Genomic DNA, 17,265 nt, shown 5'->3' on the forward strand with positions numbered 1-17,265 from the left:
TCAGGACCGCAGGGCGGAGACCGTCCCCGTCGCTACGAAGACCGTACTGACGGTGCGGGCGGACGCGACCGCGGCCCGCGCCGCGATGACCGAGACCGGCCCCCGTACCGGGGAGACCGCGACAGCGGTGGCGGCGCCCGCGGCGGCTACGCCAGCGGCCGCGACTCTGGTTCCCGTGGCGGCGACCGGGACAGCTCGCGTTCCAGCGCCCCCCGTGAGGGTGGCTTCCGGGGCGGCGACCGCGACGGTTCGCGTTCCGGCGCCCCCCGTGAAGGTGGTTACCGCGGTGGCGACCGGGACAGCTCGCGTTCCAGCGCCCCCCGTGAAGGTGGTTACCGGGGCGGCGACCGCGACGGTTCGCGTTCCAGCGCCCCCCGTGAAGGTGGTTACCGCGGCGGCGACCGCGACGGTTCGCGCTCCGGCGCTCCCCGTGAGGGTGGCTTCCGCGGCGGTGACCGTCGTGAAGGTGGCTTCCGCGGTGGTGACCGCGACGGTTCGCGTTCCAGCGCCCCGCGTGAGGGTGGTTACCGGGGCGGCGACCGCGACGATTCGCGTTCCAGCGCTCCCCGTGAGGGTGGTTACCGGGGCGGTGACCGCGATGGTGGTTTCCGTGGTGGCGACCGCCGTGAGGGTGGCTACCAGGGCGGCGATCGCACCCGTTCCGGCCCGTCCCGTGAGGGTGGTTTCCGCGGCGGTGACCGCGATGGTGGCTTCCGTGGTGGCGCCCCCCGTGAGAGTGGCTTCCGGGGTGGCGACCGCGACGGTTCGCGTTCCGGCGCTCCCCGTGAGGGTGGCTTCCGGGGCGGTGACCGTCGTGAAGGCGGCTTCCGCGGCGGCGACCGCGAGGGCGGCTTCCGCGGTGGCGACCGTCGTGAAGGCGGTTTCCGGGGCGGTGACCGGGACAGTTCCCGGCCGAGCGGACCGCGTGACGGCGGCGCGCCTCGTGAGGGCGGTTTCCGGGGCGGTGACCGCGAGGGCGGCTTCCGCGGCGGTGACCGCCGTGAGGGTGGCTTCCGTGGCGGCGACCGCGATGGTGGCTTCCGTGGTGGCGACCGTCGTGAAGGCGGTTTCCGGGGCGGCGACCGGGACGGCGCCCGTTCCAGTGGCCCGCGCGAGGGTGGCTTCCGTGGCGGTGACCGCGAGGGCGGCTTCCGCGGTGGTGACCGTCGTGAGGGCGGTTTCCGGGGCGGCGACCGGGACGGCTCCCGGCCGAGCGGACCGCGTGACGGCGGCGCGCCTCGTGAGGGTGGCTTCCGTGGCGGTGACCGCGATGGTGGCTTCCGTGGTGGTGACCGTCGCGAGGGTGGTTTCCGGGGCGGCGACCGCGATGGTTCGCGCTCGGGCGGCCCGCGTGAGGGTGGCTTCCGGGGCGGTGACCGCGAGGGCGGTTTCCGCGGTGGTGACCGTCGTGAGGGCGGTTTCCGGGGCGGCGACCGGGACGGCTCCCGTTCCAGCGCCCCGCGTGAGGGTGGCTTCCGAGGTGGTGACCGGGCCGGTTCCCGGCCGAGCGGGCCGCGTGACGGCGGCGCGCCTCGCGAGGGCGGCTTCCGCGGCGGCGACCGTCGTGAAGGCGGCGCGTCTCGCGAGGGCGGTTTCCGCGGTGCTCCCCGTGAGGGTGGTTTCCGGGGTGGCGACCGGGACAGCTCTCGGCCGAGTGGGCCGCGTGAGGGCGGTGGCTACCGGGGCGGTGACCGCGACGGTGGCTTCCGGGGCGGTGACCGCGACGGCGGCTACCGGGGTGGCGACCGGGCGGGCGCTTCCCGGGCCGACGAGCGGCCTCGTCGCGAGGGCGAGTTCCGCCGCGACGACCGTGCTGGCGGCTCCGACTCGTTCGACGGTGGGCGTAGCTCTGCTCCGGCCCTGCCGGACGACATCGTCGCGACCGACCTCGACAAGGACGTTCGCGCTGAGCTGCTCTCGCTGAACAAGCCGGTGGCCGAGACGGTGGCCCGGCACCTGGTGGCGACGGGTCAGCTGATCGACGAGGACCCGGCCGAGGCGTTGGCGCACGCGCTGGCCGCCCGGCGGCTCGCGTCGCGCATCTCCGCGGTCCGTGAGGCGGTCGGCCTGGCCGCGTACCACGCGGGGGAGTGGCAGTCTGCGATCGCCGAGCTGCGCACGTACCACCGGATGAGTGGTCTGCAGAGTCACCTGGCTGTGCTCGCGGACTGTGAACGGGCGCTCGGCCGGCCGGAGCGGGCCATCGACCTGTTCCGCGGCGCTGACCGGGAGAAGTTGGACCAGGCCGTCGCGATCGAGTTGCTCATCGTCGCCGCGGGTGCCCGGGGTGACCTCGGGCAGAAGGACGCCGCAGTCGCGATGCTCCAGGTTCCGGACCTCACCAGCGAGGCCACGGTGCCGTGGACGGCTCGGCTTCGGTACGCGTACGCCGACGCGCTGCTCGCCGTGGGCCGACGTGAGGAAGCCCGCGAGTGGTTCTCCCGCGCCGCCGACGTGGACACCGAGGGCGAGACGGACGCCGCCGAGCGGCTGCTGGAACTCGACGGCGTGGTCATCGAGGGCGACGACGAGGACGAGGCCGCCGAGGAGATCGCCGCAGGCCCGGGCGCTCCCGGAGCGGTTCCGGCCCAACCGGACGCCGACCTGACCGGCGAGAACGACGACCGCGACGACGAAGACGACGACCGCGACGACGACGAAGAGGACTTCGACGACGACGAGGACGACGACGAGGACGAGGACTTCGACGACGACGAGCAGGACGGTGCTGTCGGCAGTCCTGACGACGACGAGGACCTTGTCGACGAGGACGAGGACCGTCACCCGGACGAGGCCGACAACGCCGATGCGGACACCGCTGTCGACGGCGCTGGAACGTCCGGCGACACGGTGAACGCCGACGAAACCGCCCCCGCCCGGGGCGACGAGTCGGAGCCGACGCAGCGGTGAACGGGGGCGCGGGGGAGCGGCTGGTCGACGGGTACACCCTTGTCGTTTTCGACCTGGACGGGGTGATCTACCTGATCGACCGGCCGATCCCCGGCGCCGTCGAGGCGGTAGCGCGGCTGCACGATGAGGGACGGGCGGTCGCGTACGCCACGAACAACGCGTCCCGCCGGTCCAGCGAGGTCGCCGACCTGCTGACGGGGATGGGTGTGCCGGCCCGACCGGAGGAGGTGCTCACCTCCGCCGCAGCGTCGGCCGAGCTGTTGCGGGACCGGCTGCCCGCCGGCGCGCCGGTGCTGGTGGTCGGGGCGGAGGCCCTGCGTGCGGAGCTGCGCGCGGTCGGCCTGACCCCGGTCAGCAAGGCCGACGAGAATCCGGCCGCGGTGGTGCAGGGGTACGGCCCGCAGGTCGGCTGGGCCGAGCTGGCCGAAGCGTCGATCGCGGTGCGCTCTGGTGCGCTCTGGATCGCCACCAACACCGACCGGACGCTGCCCAGTGGGCGAGGACCGCTGCCGGGCAACGGGTCGCTTGTCGCGGTGCTGCGCACGGCGCTGGAGCGGGACCCGGACGTGGTGGTCGGCAAGCCGGAGTCGGCGTTGTTCGAGACCGCCGCCCGGCGCGCGGGAGGTGGCCGGAGCCTGGTGGTGGGAGACCGGCTGGACACCGACATCGAGGGTGCCCGCCGGGCCGGGCTGGACAGCCTGCTCGTGCTCACCGGCGTCAACGGCGTACCGGACCTGCTGGCCGCTGCTCCGCAGCGGCGTCCCACGTACGTGGCGAGGGACCTGGCGGGGCTCTTCGACCCGGCTGCCGCGGTGCGGGTCCCGGGTTCGGCGGACGCTGGCGGCTGGTCCGTGACCGACCGCGACGGCACCCTGGAGCTGGCCGGTTCGGGGCGGCCACTGGACGCGCTGGCGGCGCTCTGCGCGGTGGCCTGGTCGGCGCCGGAGGCGGCGCTGCCGAAGATCCGCCCGATCGGCCCGGACGCGACGCACGCGGTGGAGAGCTTCGGTCTGACCGCCGCCGCCTGATCTGGTGAGCGGGCTCGTCAGAGCAGTTTGCGCAGCTTCAGCAGATCGAACGGGTTGGCCTTGATCGACACCCGGCGGGAGGTCACCGCGCTGGTGACGTCCAGGTCGCCGCGGACCAGGGCGAGCAGGTCATCGCTTGACGTGCTCAGCGCGATCTTGGCCTTGGGGTCGTCGCCGTCGGTCAACTCGACGAGTCGACCGCCGGTGATCCGGCCGTGGAAGGCGGTGTCCAGGTCGGTGATCCGGCAGGCCAGGGTCCGGTCCAGGTCGATCCGTTCGCGCACCGTCTCGGCGTTGCGATCCAGCCGGGCGGCCAGATCCTGCAAAGCCTGCCGGCACTCGTCCACGCTGGCCACATCTCCCCCTCGTTGATCGCCACGCCGTCCTCGGCACCGTACCGCACGGCACAGTCCGGGGTGCCCGGTAGCGTGACACCTGCACACCCCGCCCCGTGGAAGGACTCAGGCATGCAGGACGCGTGGCGCGCCTACCTCGAGCTGGCCATGGGCCTCGCGGAGGCGCCCCGGAAGAAGGCCCAGGACGTGGCACGTCGTCTCGTCGGCTCCGGCGGCGCGACCGCCGCCCAGCTCCAGGCCCTCGGCGAGGAACTGGTCACCACCGGCGCCGCCAACCGGGAGGCGCTGACCAAGCTGGTCCGTTTCGAGGTCGACCGGGCCCTCGGCGCGGTCGGGCTGGCCACCGCCGACGAGGTGGCCGAGCTGACCCGACGGGTGCACGACCTGGAACGGCAGCTACGCGAGGCGCGCGCCGTGGAGCCGACAAGCACACCGGCCACCGCCGAGCCGACCGCTGCCGCGCCGGCCACCGCCGACCGGACCGCTGCCGCGCCGGTCACCGCCCAAGCCGGCGCCACGCTGGCCACGCGGCCCGGGACCGGTCTCGTGCCCTCCGACTCCTCGGCGGGTGCCCCGGTCGCGAAGAAGGCCGTCGCGAAAAAGGCAGTGGCGAAGAAGGCCATCGCCAAGAAGGCCATCGCCAAGAAGCCGCCAACGACGATCAGCACCGCCGACGAGGTTCCCACTCCCGCGGACATGCCGGCCAAGAAGGCAGTCCGCAAGCAGCCTCCGGACGACGCCGAATGAGCCAGCCCGGTGCACCGGCCGGCGGGTCGTTCCCGGCCCGGCCCGGCCCTCCGCCCAACGCGGCGTACCCGGCCCGCCCCGGCCCACCAGCCGGCGGAGCGGCCCGGCCCGGCCCACCAGCCCGCCCCGGCCCACCGGTCGGCGCCCGTCCCGGGCCGCTGCCCGACCTCGACGACGATGCGGCGCGGCATCCGGCGGTGGACGCCGCGGTGCAGGCCATGGCCAACGCGGCGACGCTGGCCCCGGCCGATCAGATCGCGCAGTACGAGGCGGCCTACGAGACGTTGCGTGAAACCCTCGCCACCATCGACCAGACCTGAGTGGGACGACCAGGCCTGAGCAGACCGGAGAACCACCAATGGCACGTCGCAACCGGCTGGACGCCGAACTCGTCCGCCGTGGTCTGGCCCGCTCCCGGGAGCAGGCCGGCGCGTTGGTCGAGGCTGGCCGCGTCCAGCTGCGGGGGGTCGTCGCGCGCAAGGCCGCCGCGATGGTCGACCCCGCCGATCCGCTGCTGGTGACCGGAGAGGACCCGACCGAGGAGTACGTCTCCCGAGGCGGGCACAAGCTCGCTGGCGCGCTGGCCGCGTTCGCAGCCGGTGGGCTGCGCGTCGCCGGCCGGCGCTGCCTGGACGCCGGCGCGTCGACCGGTGGCTTCACCGACGTGCTGCTGCGCGCCGACGCCGCCGAGGTGGTGGCCGTCGACGTCGGCTACGGGCAGCTCGCCTGGCCACTGCGCACGAATGAGCGGGTCCGCGTCCTGGAACGCACCAATGTCCGTACCCTCGATCCGGACGCGATCGGCGGGCCGGTCGACCTCACGGTGGCCGACCTGTCGTTCATCTCGCTGCGGCTGGTGCTGCCGGCGCTGGCCGGCTGCACCCGGGACGACGGTGACCTGGCGTTGATGGTGAAGCCGCAGTTCGAGGTCGGCAAGGACCGGGTCGGCGCCGGTGGCGTGGTCCGCGATCCGGAGCTGCGCGCCGAAGCGGTGCTGGACGTGGCGGCGGCCGCCGCGCGGCTCGGCCTCGGGTTGGCCGACGTGGCGGCCAGTCCGCTGCCCGGGCCGAGCGGCAACGTGGAGTTCTTCGTATGGTTGCGCCGGGGCGCACCACCGGCCGACCCGCAGCGGGTGCGGGCGGTGGTGGCGGCCGGGCCGGAGGGCCCGACGGCCGGCGACGTGCCGGACGTGGCGGCGGAGGAGATCGCAGGGTGAACGCGCGCAGCGAGAGCACCGCGATGACACGCGGTTGTAGCGAGGCGACTGTGGCGCGACGCCGCCGTGTCGCGGACGGGCGGGCGGCCCGATGAGCCGGACCGCGCTGCTGGTGACCCACACCGGCCGACGGCGCAGCACCGAGCACGCCCGATCGGTCGCCGCCGACCTGATCGCCGCGGGTTTCGAGGTACGGGTGGTCGCCGACGAGGCCGACGACCTCGACCTGCCCGGCGTGGTGCCGGTGGCCGGTCCGCAGGCCGCCGAGGGCGCCGAGATCGTCTTCGCGCTCGGTGGGGACGGCACCTTCCTGCGCGCCGCCGAGCTGGCCCGGCCGGCGAAGGCCCCGCTGCTCGGCATCAACCTCGGCAAGGTCGGATTCCTGGCCGAGGCGGAGATCGACGACCTGGACAGCGCGGTCCGGGACGTCGTCGGCCGCAACTACACCGTCCACGAGCGGCTCACCCTGGACGTGACCGCCGAGTTCGACGGTGGGCCGACAATCGAGTCGTGGGCGCTCAACGAGATCAGCATCGAGAAGGGCGAGCGGGCGCAGATGCTCGAACTGCTCGTCGACGTGGACGGGCGGCCGCTGTCCCGCTACGGCTGCGACGGTGTCGTCTGCGCCACCCCCACCGGCTCCACCGCGTACGCGTTCTCCGGTGGCGGCCCGGTGGTCTGGCCGGAGGTGGAGGCGCTGCTCCTGGTGCCGATCAGCGCGCACGCGTTGTTCAGCCGCCCGTTGGTCACCGCCCCGACGTCCACCTTCGTGATCACCGTCGACCCGTTCACCACCCTCGCCGTGTTGTCCTGCGACGGGCGGCGCGTCTACGACCTCCCACCCGGCGCCCGGGTGACGGTGCGGCGGGGTGCCCTGCCGGTGCGCATCGTGCGGTTGCGGGCCCGCCCGTTCACCGACCGGCTGGTCGCCAAGTTCGGTCTTCCCGTGCACGGGTGGCGCGGCAGCCGCCGGTGATCGCGGCGTACACCGTCGGTGGACGGCAGTTGTCCACCTGACGACATGTCGCCGCTGCGGCGGCGGGGGACTAGTGACCTGGTGACAAGCTCCGTCGCAGACTCCGATCGGCCCTCATCTACGGATGGCGGGCCTGGAGGAGTAGAGGAGCACATCGCATGCACTGGTCCCCACGCTGGCTCGCCGTCGGCGCGGTCGGCGCGTTGGTGGTCGGCCTCGCCGCACCGGCGTCCGCCGACCCGCCCGTCCGGCCCACCGGCCCGAACTCGGGCACGCCCACCTCGGGCGCCGCGCCCGTTCGTATCACCCTGATCACCGGCGACCAGGTCGACCTGTTGCAGGCGGCGCCCGGCCGGGTCACCGCCAGCGTCCGCCCCGGCCCCGGCCGGAACCGGATCACGTTCCAGACGGTGCAGGTCGACGGCGGGCTGCGGGTGCTGCCCAGCGACGTCATGCCGTACCTGTCCGCGGGGGTGCTCGATCCCGACCTGTTCGACGTGCAGGAGTTGGCCGCCAACGGCTACGGCGACGCCGCGCAGGGCAACCTGCCGCTGATCGTGCGCTACCAGGAGCCGGCCGCCGGCCGGGTCCGGCCGCTCGCCGGCGCCACCGACGCCCGCCCCCTGACGAGCATCAACGGCGCGGCCCTGCGGATCGGCAAGGGTGACCTCGGCGGCCTGTGGAGCACGCTCGCCGGCACGCCGACCACCCGGACCGCGACCGCCGCGCCCCGGCTGGGCAGTGGCATCGCCCGGATCTGGCTGGACGGGAAGGTCCACTCCACGCTGGAGCACAGCGTGCCGCAGATCGGCGCGCCGATCGCCTGGGCGGCCGGCCGGGACGGCGCCGGCGTGAAGGTGGCGGTGCTCGACACCGGCGTCGACGCCACCCACCCCGACCTGGCCGGTCGGATCGCCGAGGCGCGCGACTTCTCCGCGAGCGGCAGCGCCCGCGACGGGCACGGCCACGGCACCCACGTGGCCTCCACCATCGCCGGCAGCGGCGCGGCGTCCAGCGGGCTGCGCAAGGGGGTCGCCCCGGGCGCGCAGCTGCTGATCGGCAAGGTCCTCGACGACGGCGGCTCCGGCTACGACTCGTCCATCATCGCGGGCATGGAGTGGGCCGCCCACTCCGGCGCGAAGGTGGTCAGCATGAGCCTCGGCGGCTCCGCGACCGACGGCACCGACCCGATGAGCCAGGCCGTCAACGACCTGACCGCCGAGACCGGCGCGCTGTTCGTGGTCGCCGCCGGCAACGAGGGCGCGGCGCGTACCGTCGGGGCCCCCGGCGCGGCCGCCGCGGCGCTCACCGTCGGCGCGGTGGACCGGGACGACAACCTGGCGGAGTTCTCCAGCCGTGGTCCGCGCCTCGGTGACAACGGCCTCAAGCCCGAGATCACCGCGCCGGGCGTCGGCATCGTCGCCGCGCGGGCCGCCGGCACGACAATGGGTACGCCGGTGGGCGACGCGTACACGACCGCGTCCGGCACCTCGATGGCCACTCCGCACGTGGCCGGAGCGGCGGCGATCCTCGCTCAGGAACACCCGGACTGGCCCGCCGCGAAACTCAAGGACGCGCTGGTCAGCACCACGAAGGCGAACCCGGCGCTGACCGTCTTCGAGCAGGGCGCCGGACGGGTCGACGTGGCCCGGGCGCTCGGCCAGCGGGTGTACGCGTCGGGCACCGCCGACTTCGGCCGCCTCAGCACGGGTGGCGCGACGGCCGAGCGGGTCGTGACGTACACCAACGGCACCACGGCGCCGCAGACCCTGCGGTTGGCCCTGGAGCTGCGCAACCTGGACACCCGCGCGGCCGAGACCGACGGGGTCGCCCCCGGCAGCGCAGAGGTGACAGTGCCGGCCGGCGGCAGCGTCGCCGTGCCGCTGCGCGCCGACCCGGCGAAGCTGGACCGGGGTCTGCACAGCGGATGGCTGGTGGCCACCGGCGCGGACGGCGTCGCGGTGCGCACCGCTGTCGCGCTCACCCTCAGCGCCCCGCTGCACATAGTGACAGTGCGGGCGCTGGACATGCAGGGCCAGCCGGGTCTCGCGTCGGTGCTCACCCTCTTCGGCGAGCAGCCCGAATCCGACTGGCTCGGCTGGGTCGGCGGCGAGGTGCACATCCAGGTCGAGGAGGGCCCGTACCTGGTCGAGGCGCTGATCGAGCACGGTGCCCCGCTGGACGAGCAGATCACCCTGGTCACCGACCCGGAGCTGCTCGTCGACCGGGACCTCACGGTGGTGCTCGATCCGCGCAGGGGCACCCCGGTGCGGATCGAGACGCCGAAGCCCTCGGAGCAGCGGTCGACGATCAGCTTCTACGAGCACCGGGTCTTCGGCAACGGCCGGCAGGTCGACCACGGAGTGATGACCTTCAGCACCGTCCAACAGGTAAACGTCACCCCGACCCGCCCGGTTCGCAAGGGCGAATTCGAGTTCTCGTCGCGCTGGCAACTGGTCGCGCCGATGGTGGACGCGACGATCAGCGGCGTGTCCGGTCCACTGGACATCAACCTGATGGGCTACTCGCCGGCGCCGACCGACCGGCGCAAGCTGCCGCTGGTCTGGGCGGGCACCGGCACCGCCGCCGAGCTGTCCCGGGTCCGTGGCGCCGCGGCGCTGCTCACCACCAGCCCGGACGCCTCGGAGGAGGAGCAGATCGCGGCGGCCGCCGCCGCCGGTGCGGCGGTGGCGCTCATCGTCCGGCCGGCCGACCAGAGCGCGTGGACGTCCTGGACCCCGTTGGGCGACCGGCTGCCCATCCCGGCGCTGGCCGTGGCGTACGACGACGGGCAGAAGGTGATCGCGGCGGCCCGGAAGGGCCGTGCCACGCTGGACCTGACGCTGACCGTGGAGAGCCCCTACCTGTACGACGTGTGGCAGGTCTCAAAGGGGCAGGTCCCGGAGCGGATCAGCCACCGGGTCACCGCGCAGAACACCGCCGAGGTGACCGCCCGTTACGGGGGCGTCGGCGGCGACTGGGCCAGCGAGCAGCGGTTCGGTTGGCGTCCGTGGCAGGAGACCTCCTGGAACGACAACCAGCGGCTGGTGCGTGCGGGCACCACCCGGCAGGAGTTCGTCAGCGCCGGTGACTCCTGGTGGCAGCACCAGGTCATGCACAAGATCACGTTCATGAGCGACGGGCGGTTGACCGGTGGCCTGGCCGAGCAGCCCCGGCGGTACTCCGGTGCCGACCGGGTGAGCGAGACCTGGCACGCCCCGGTGATTCGACCGGCCGTGCCGGCCGGCGGCGCGGTGCCGGTGCCCACGCGTACCGGGGACACGCTCAACCTGCGGGTGCCGGAGTTCGTCGACGCCGAGGGGCACTACGGCCTGGCCGGGGGCAGTGAGGAGTCGGACACCGTTGAGGCCCGGGTCAGCCGGGACGGGCAGCAGCTCGCCGACCTGTCCGGCGGGTGGGCGCCGGTGCCCACCACCGCGGGGCGGGCCCGCTACCGGCTGGACCTGACCACGAAGCGGTCCTCGGACGAGTGGCGCTACGCCACCCGGACCGACACGGCCTGGGAGTTCACCTCGGCTCGCCCGACCGGCGACGCCGCCACGCCGTTGTCGCTGTTGCAGGTGGACTACCGGGTGCCGGCCGACCTGCTCGGCACGGTACGCGGCGATCGGCCGCACCAGCTGGGACTGACCCTGCGTCAGCCCGCCGGGGTGGCCGCGCCGACCGGTGCCAGCGTCCGCGTGCAGGTCTCCTTCGACGGGGGCGTCACCTGGCGCGACGCGACAACCAAGGGGTCGGGTACCCGGTACACCGCGACAGTGCCGGCCGGGCGCGGAACGGTGTCGCTGCGGGTGCGCGCCGCCGACCGGGCCGGGAACACCGTCGAGCAGACGGTGCTCCAGGCGTACGGGCTGCGCTGACCGGGGCAGGGCGGGGCGGCTGAGCCGTCCCGCCCGCCCGGGTGGGACCCGCCGTCCATCGACGGCGGGCCCTGCCGCGTCAGAGCCAGCCGCGTCGGGCGACCTGGAACGCCAGCCCGGGCCGGGTGTCCACACCGGCGGCGGCCATCAGGTCGGCGATCCGCCGCTGCACGGTCCGCCGGCTCACCCCGAGCTGGGAGGCGATCGACTTGTCCGGTACGCCGGCCACGAACAGCGACAGCAGCCGCGCCTCGTCGGCGTCCGGCTGATAACCGTCGCCTTGTTGATCGGTCGGATCCGGGCGCCGGCCGTCGGTTGTCGGGACGGCGAGGGGATCGTCGAGCCGCAACCGGGTGGCCACCCGCCAGTGGCTTTCGAAGAGGGCGAGCAGCGCGTCGAGCAGTTGGCTGCGGCCGATCACGGCCGCGCTCGGCTCACCGCCGTCCCGATCCGGCACCAGCGGGCAGATGGCGATGCGGGCGTCCACGATGGCCAGTCGGACCGGCAGCCGGTCCAGGACCCGGGCCTGCTCCCCGGCGGCGACACCCTTGGCCAGGTCGGCCAACGCGCCCGGTTCCAGCAGCAGGTCACGCTCGTAGATGGCCCGATAGCTGACCCCACGGGCCAGCGCGTCGAACTCCTCGACGTTCTCCGGCCCGGCCATGGCCAGGGGGTTGGCGCGGCAGAACCAGAGCACCTCGGCGCGTGCCGAATTCTGCAGATCGCGCAGACGGTCCCGGAGAACCCCGGCGCCGGCGATCACCTCGACGAGATGGTCGACGTGGTGCCGTCGCAGCCCGGACCGGTACTCCTCGGCCAGCTGGGTGACCCGCCGACGGGCTGCCTCCAGGTCCTCCTGGCGGCGCAGCAGCGTCCCGCCGAGGGCGACGTCCGGGGCGGTCGGGCGCAGCGGCGCGTTCGGGTCGTTGTCGGTGGGCTGCACCAGGCCCTTGGCGCGCAGCGCCTCGACCTGGGCGGCGACCTGGTCGCGGGGTCGGTCCAGCCGGCGGACCAACTCGTCGATGCGGGCCGTGGTGAGCTGGAGCAGGCAGCGGTAAAGCTCCTCCTCAGCCGTGGTCAGGCCGATCACATCCAACACGGGGCAGAACTGTACGGCGGCCCGGTGTCGGCCGTACCCGGGCCCGTCGGCTGGTCAACTGTCGGGCCTCGCGTCTACTGTCGGTGGCTGTGCTGGAAGAGCTGCGCATCACCGGACTGGGCGTCATCGACGACACCACGCTGCCGTTGACCGGCGGGATGAACGTCATCACCGGCGAGACCGGTGCGGGCAAGACGATGGTGGTGACCGGCCTCGGCCTGCTCTTCGGAGGTCGGGCCGACGCCGGGCGGGTCCGCGCCCAACCCGGCCGGGCCGTGGTGGAGGGGCGGTTGCGGCTGCACGGGCGGGTCGCCGACGCCGTGCACGCGCGGATCACCGAGGCCGGTGGCGAGCCCGACGAGGACGGCTCGGTGCTGCTGAGCCGCACGGTGACGGTGGAGGGCCGCTCCCGCGCCCACGTCGGCGGCCGGAGCATGCCGGTGTCGATGCTCGGTGAGGTCGGCGAGCAGGCGGTGGCCGTGCACGGCCAGTCCGACCAGCTGCGGCTGCTGCGCCCGGCCGAGCAACGCGCCGCGCTGGACCGCTTCGCCGGCCCCGCGCACGAGAAGCTGCTCGACGCGCTGCGCGAGGCGTACACGGGGTGGCGGCGGGTGGTCGATGACCTCGCCGACCGGCGGCGCAACGCCCGCGAGCGCAACCAGGAGGCCGACCTGCTGCGGCTCGGCCTCGACGAGATCACCCGGGTCGATCCGCAACCGGGTGAGGATGACGAGCTGAAGACCGAGGCGCAGCGGCTGGAGCACGCCGAGGGGCTGCGGACCGCCGCGCAGATCGCCCAGCAGTGCGTGGCGGGCGGTGCGGAGGCCGCCGACGAGGCCCCCGACGCGACGGCGCTGCTCGGCACCGCCCGACGGACGTTGGAGGCGCAGTCCGGCACCGACCCGGCGCTGGGTGAGCTGGCGGCCCGCCTGGAGGAGGCGGCCACGCTTGTCACCGACGTGTCGGCGGAGCTGTCGGCGTACCTGGCGACGCTCGACGCGGACCCGGCCCGGTTGCAGCACGTCTACGAGCGGCGGGCGGCGCTGCGGGCGCTGACCCGCAAGTACGCCGACGACGTCGACGGGGTGATCGCCTGGGCCGATCGGGCGCGGACCCGACTGTCCGACCTGGACACCTCCGACGATCTGCTCGACGAGTTGGAGCGGGACGGCCAGCGGCTCGCCGGGGAGGTGGCCGACCTGGCCGGGCGGGTGTCCGCGTCCCGGCAGGAGGCGGCGGTCCGGTTCGCCGACCAGGTCACCGTCGAGTTGGCCGGGTTGGCCATGCCGCACGCGCGGATCGAGGTGGCGGTGGTGCCCCGCCCGGCTGGTCGCGCCGAGCCGACGCTGTCGGTGAACGGCGTCGAGGTGGGTGTCACGGCGGACGGCGGCGACGAGGTGGAGCTGCGGTTGCTGGCTCACCCGGGCGCGCCGTCGTTGCCGTTGCAGCGGGGCGCCTCCGGCGGTGAGTTGTCCCGGGTGATGCTCGCCATCGAGGTGGTCTTCGCCGGCTCGGGTGGCCCGCCCACGTTGGTCTTCGACGAGGTCGATGCGGGGGTCGGCGGTCAGGCCGCGGTGGAGATCGGCCGCCGGTTGGCCCGGCTGGCCCGCAGCCACCAGGTGCTCGTCGTCACGCACCTGCCGCAGGTGGCCGCGTTCGCCGACCGGCACCTGGTGGTGGCGAAGGACACGGGCGGCGCGGTGACGACAAGCGGGGTGCGGGTCGTGGAGGACACCGAGCGGGCCCGGGAGTTGGCTCGGATGCTTGCGGGTTTGCCCGATTCGGATCTGGGTATCGCTCACGCCGAGGAGCTTCTGGCCGTGGCCGCCAAGGAAAGGCGGCTGTGACGCCGCGTATTGTGAGCGCAAGCACACCGGCTTGTGCCGTCGTGTGCTTCCCTGGGTAGGCGGCCCTGCTCAGGCATGTCGCGACAGAAAAGCCTGCCTCACATGCCAGGATGGTCACGATGCGTCTACCCACGTTGCGCCGGAACCGGAACTCCGAACCGGGCAGAGTCCTCGGCACCGCGCGCCTTGATCGCCGGACGAAACGCCTGGTCGGTCGGCTGCGCCCTGGTGACATCGCGATCATCGACCACGTCGACCTGGATCGGGTGGCGGCCGACTCGCTTGTCGCGGTCGGGGTCGGCGCGGTGCTCAACGCCAAGCCCTCGGTCTCCGGTCGTTACCCGAACCTCGGCCCGGAGGTGCTGATCGCCGCCGGCATCCCGCTCCTCGACGACCTCGGTGAGGGCGTCTTCGAGCAGATCCGCGAGGGCGATCAGGTGCGCATCGAGGGCAACACGGTCTTCGCCGGTGACGAGCCGGTGGCCCACGGCAGCCTGCAGGACGCCGAGTCGGTAGCGAAGGCGATGGCCGACGCCCGGGAGGGCCTGTCGGTGCAGTTGGAGGCGTTCGCCGCCAACACGATGGACTACCTCCGCCAGGAGCGCGACCTGCTGCTCGACGGTGTGGGCGTGCCGGATATCGAGACCCAGATCCAGGGACGGCACTGCCTGATCGTGGTGCGGGGCTACGACTACAAGGCCGATCTGGACGTGCTGCGCCCGTACATCCGGGAGTTCAAGCCGGTGCTCATCGGCGTCGACGGCGGCGCGGACGCGCTTGTCGAGGCCGGGTACACGCCGGACATGATCATTGGGGACATGGATTCGGTCACCGACGACGTGCTGCGCTGCGGCGCCGAGGTGATCGTGCACGCGTACCCGGACGGGCGGGCGCCCGGTCTGCCCCGGGTCAACGGTCTCGGCGTCCCGGCGATCACCTTCCCGGCCGCCGCGACAAGCGAGGACCTGGCCATGCTGCTCGCCGACGAGAAGGGCGCCTCGCTGCTTGTCGCGGTCGGCACCCACGCCACGCTTGTCGAGTTTCTCGACAAGGGCCGCGGCGGGATGGCCTCGACCTTCCTGACCCGGCTGAAGGTCGGCGGCAAGCTTGTCGACGCCAAGGGGGTGAGCCGGCTCTACCGGCAGAGCATCTCCGGGTCCTCGTTGCTGCTGCTGGTGCTGTCGGCGATCGCGGCGATGGCGTCCGCGGTGGCTGTCTCGACCGTCGGGAAGGCGTACCTGGGCGTGGTCGCCGAGTGGTGGGACAATTTCGTGTTCCAGCTGTACCGGCTCTTCTAGTTCCCGACCGATCAAGAGGCTGCAAGCGTGATCAACTTCCGCTACCACGTGGTGTCCCTCACCGCGGTGTTCCTGGCTCTGGCGATCGGCCTGGTGGTCGGCACGGCCGCCCTCAACGGCCCGGTCGCCGATTCGCTCGAGGGGCAGGTCACCGGGCTGCGCAAGGACAACCAGTACTGGCGCCAGCAGGTCAACAACATGGAGAAGCAGCTCGGGCTGGAGGAGGAGTTCGCCGAGGAGATGTCCCAGGTCGTCCTCCCGGGCGCACTGACCGGGCGTCGCGTGCTGGTGCTCACGCTGCCCAACGGGCGCGACCACACCGAGGGTGTGCTCAAGAAGCTTCAGCTCGCCGGGGCCACCATCACCGGCCGGGTCGACCTCCAGGACAAGCTCGTCAACCCCGACAACAACTCCAACCTGCTGGAGTTGGCCGTCACGGCTGCCCGCCCGACCGCGCAGACCACCGGCCTCCCGGGCAACGGGCACGGTGTCGAGACCTCCAGCGCGCTGCTGGCCAGCGTCCTGCTGGACCGCGCCCAGGGCGCCGCGCCGGTCAGCGACGCCGACCGGCGGGCGGTGCTCGCCGCGTACAACAACGCCGGCTACCTGACCACCGACAACAACAAGGTCACCGGCTCGGCGGAGGCCGTCGTCGTGGTCAGCGGCCAGCCGTACGTCGACAAGGACTCCGACAAGCGCGACGAGTCGGTCGTCAAGATCGCCGAGCAGTTCGACCGGACCGGTGCGATTGTGGTGGCCGGCAACGGCTCCGCCGGTGGCAACCTGGTGTCCGTGGTGCGCGGTGACCCGGTGCTGTCGCAGACCATCTCCACGGTCGACAACGCCAACACCGTGCAGGGCCAACTGGTCACCACCCTCGCCCTGGTGCAGCAGCTCACCGAGAAGAAGGCCGGCCAGTACGGCGTCGGCGACAACGCCACCTCCGGCCTGTTGCCTAGACTGCCCCAGTGAGCGAACGACGTACCCCCGTGTCCGTAACCGACGCCCGCGCGAGCCGGCGGCCCCGCAGGGCGGCGGCGTGAGTGCGCTGGGCCGGCTGCTGATCGCCGGTGCCGGTGCCGCGGCGGCCCGGTACGCGCTGCGTGAGGTGCGCACCTCCCCGGCCGGCCCCGCACTGGAGCGCACCAACTTCCGGGGCCGCACTGTGACACTGGCCGCCGGCCCGGCGCTCGCCGCCGGTGCGAGCGCCGTCGGGGCGTTCGGCGCCACCAGCGGCGCCTCCGGTGCGGCCGCCCTGGTCGCCGGCCTCGGTGCCGGTGGCGTCGGCCTCTACGACGACGTGGTCGGCGCGCGGCCGGAGCAGAAGGCGGCCAAGGGCTTCTCCGGTCACCTCGCCGCGCTGCGCACGGGACGGGTCACCGCGGGCCTGGTCAAGATCGTCGGGGTGGGCGCCGCGGGGCTGGGCGCCGCCGCGCTGCTCGCCGCCGACCCCCGCGTCGCCGCGCACCCCCGCCGGCAGCGCCACGGCGCGGTCGGCCGCAGCGTCGACGTGCTGCTCGGCGCCGGCGTGATCGCCGGCACCGCCAACCTGCTCAACCTGCTCGACCTGCGGCCGGGCCGCGCCCTCAAGTCCGGGCTGCTGCTCGCCGCGCCGCTGACCGGCGGCCCGCACGGCGGGATCGCCGCCGGCGCGGCCGGTGCCGCCGCCGGCCTGCTCCAGGACGACCTGGCCGAGGACGTGATGCTCGGCGACAGCGGCGCGAACGCGCTCGGGGCGCTGCTCGGCGTCGCGCTCGCCGCCCGTACCGGCCCGCTCGGCCGGGCCGGTCTGCTCGCGCTGCTGGCCGGTCTCACCGCCACCAGCGAGAAGGTCAGCTTCACCGCGGTGATCCAACGGACCCCGGGGCTGCGGGAGCTCGACGCTCTGGGTCGGCGCGCCGACTGAC

The 17,265-nt window shown here is 73.8% G+C and carries 14 protein-coding genes; 11 read left to right on the top strand and 3 right to left on the bottom strand.

What is annotated here, in order from left to right; all coding sequences use genetic code 11:
- Nucleotides 1–1,956: a hypothetical protein gene (locus ACQPWW_RS12905; protein WP_433132386.1), complete on the bottom strand. Its 1,956-nt coding sequence runs from the start codon at nt 1,954–1,956 to the stop codon at nt 1–3.
- On the opposite strand from ACQPWW_RS12905, the gene ACQPWW_RS12910 reads away from it, so the two are divergent.
- Together ACQPWW_RS12910 and ACQPWW_RS12915 are read left to right on the top strand one after the other, a co-directional pair.
- Complete coding sequence (locus tag ACQPWW_RS12910; protein WP_433134326.1) at nt 1,945–2,910, top strand: Replicase polyprotein 1ab; 966 nt, start codon at nt 1,945–1,947, stop codon at nt 2,908–2,910. The genes ACQPWW_RS12905 and ACQPWW_RS12910 overlap by 12 nt on opposite strands.
- Nucleotides 2,907–3,938 carry an HAD-IIA family hydrolase gene (locus tag ACQPWW_RS12915; protein ID WP_433132388.1) on the top strand — a complete coding sequence of 344 codons (1,032 nt, stop codon included), beginning with the start codon at nt 2,907–2,909 and terminating at the stop codon, nt 3,936–3,938. Before ACQPWW_RS12910 ends, ACQPWW_RS12915 begins: the two co-directional genes overlap by 4 nt.
- Before the next feature lie 17 nt (nt 3,939–3,955).
- Here ACQPWW_RS12915 and ACQPWW_RS12920 read toward each other — a convergent pair whose 3' ends face one another.
- Nucleotides 3,956–4,294, bottom strand: coding sequence for an SCP2 sterol-binding domain-containing protein (locus tag ACQPWW_RS12920; protein ID WP_112641837.1), 339 nt, complete (start codon nt 4,292–4,294; stop codon nt 3,956–3,958).
- A 111-nt stretch (nt 4,295–4,405) separates the two neighbouring features.
- On the opposite strand from ACQPWW_RS12920, the gene ACQPWW_RS12925 reads away from it, so the two are divergent.
- The 5 genes from ACQPWW_RS12925 to ACQPWW_RS12945 all read left to right on the top strand — a co-directional run bounded on the left by ACQPWW_RS12925 (nt 4,406) and on the right by ACQPWW_RS12945 (nt 11,114).
- The gene (locus ACQPWW_RS12925) at nt 4,406–5,041 is read left to right on the top strand and encodes a phasin family protein (protein WP_433132390.1); all 636 of its coding nucleotides are present in this window, start codon (nt 4,406–4,408) and stop codon (nt 5,039–5,041) included.
- The gene (locus tag ACQPWW_RS12930) at nt 5,038–5,361 is read left to right on the top strand and encodes a hypothetical protein (RefSeq protein ID WP_433132392.1); all 324 of its coding nucleotides are present in this window, start codon (nt 5,038–5,040) and stop codon (nt 5,359–5,361) included. Before ACQPWW_RS12925 ends, ACQPWW_RS12930 begins: the two co-directional genes overlap by 4 nt.
- 38 nt (nt 5,362–5,399) lie before the next feature.
- Nucleotides 5,400–6,257 carry a TlyA family RNA methyltransferase gene (locus tag ACQPWW_RS12935; RefSeq protein ID WP_433132394.1) on the top strand — a complete coding sequence of 286 codons (858 nt, stop codon included), beginning with the start codon at nt 5,400–5,402 and terminating at the stop codon, nt 6,255–6,257.
- 91 nt (nt 6,258–6,348) lie between these two features.
- The gene (locus tag ACQPWW_RS12940) at nt 6,349–7,233 is read left to right on the top strand and encodes an NAD kinase (protein ID WP_357409974.1); all 885 of its coding nucleotides are present in this window, start codon (nt 6,349–6,351) and stop codon (nt 7,231–7,233) included.
- A 158-nt stretch (nt 7,234–7,391) separates the two neighbouring features.
- Entirely contained in the window at nt 7,392–11,114 is a 3,723-nt protein-coding gene (locus ACQPWW_RS12945) for a S8 family serine peptidase (RefSeq protein WP_433132396.1), read from the top strand.
- Between the two features lie 79 nt (nt 11,115–11,193).
- Here the strand turns inward: ACQPWW_RS12945 and ACQPWW_RS12950 are convergent, their stop codons facing one another.
- Complete coding sequence (locus tag ACQPWW_RS12950) at nt 11,194–12,213, bottom strand: helix-turn-helix domain-containing protein (protein WP_433132398.1); 1,020 nt, start codon at nt 12,211–12,213, stop codon at nt 11,194–11,196.
- A gap of 89 nt (nt 12,214–12,302) precedes the next feature.
- On the opposite strand from ACQPWW_RS12950, the gene recN reads away from it, so the two are divergent.
- The 4 genes from recN to ACQPWW_RS12970 all read left to right on the top strand — a co-directional run bounded on the left by recN (nt 12,303) and on the right by ACQPWW_RS12970 (nt 17,264).
- Nucleotides 12,303–14,060 carry a DNA repair protein RecN gene (recN, locus tag ACQPWW_RS12955; protein ID WP_433134328.1) on the top strand — a complete coding sequence of 586 codons (1,758 nt, stop codon included), beginning with the start codon at nt 12,303–12,305 and terminating at the stop codon, nt 14,058–14,060.
- A 119-nt stretch (nt 14,061–14,179) separates the two neighbouring features.
- Nucleotides 14,180–15,358, top strand: a complete 1,179-nt coding sequence (gene steA, locus ACQPWW_RS12960; RefSeq protein WP_433132400.1) for a putative cytokinetic ring protein SteA — start codon at nt 14,180–14,182, stop codon at nt 15,356–15,358.
- 27 nt (nt 15,359–15,385) lie between these two features.
- Nucleotides 15,386–16,330 (top strand): copper transporter, encoded by a 945-nt coding sequence (locus tag ACQPWW_RS12965; RefSeq protein ID WP_433132402.1) that lies wholly within the window; start codon nt 15,386–15,388, stop codon nt 16,328–16,330.
- A gap of 67 nt (nt 16,331–16,397) precedes the next feature.
- Nucleotides 16,398–17,264 (top strand): hypothetical protein, encoded by an 867-nt coding sequence (locus ACQPWW_RS12970; RefSeq protein ID WP_433132404.1) that lies wholly within the window; start codon nt 16,398–16,400, stop codon nt 17,262–17,264.
- The last annotated feature ends 1 nt before the right edge of the window (nt 17,265 follow it).

The sequence above is a fragment of the Micromonospora sp. CA-240977 genome, from assembly GCF_050942285.1.
Lineage (GTDB): Bacteria > Actinomycetota > Actinomycetes > Mycobacteriales > Micromonosporaceae > Micromonospora.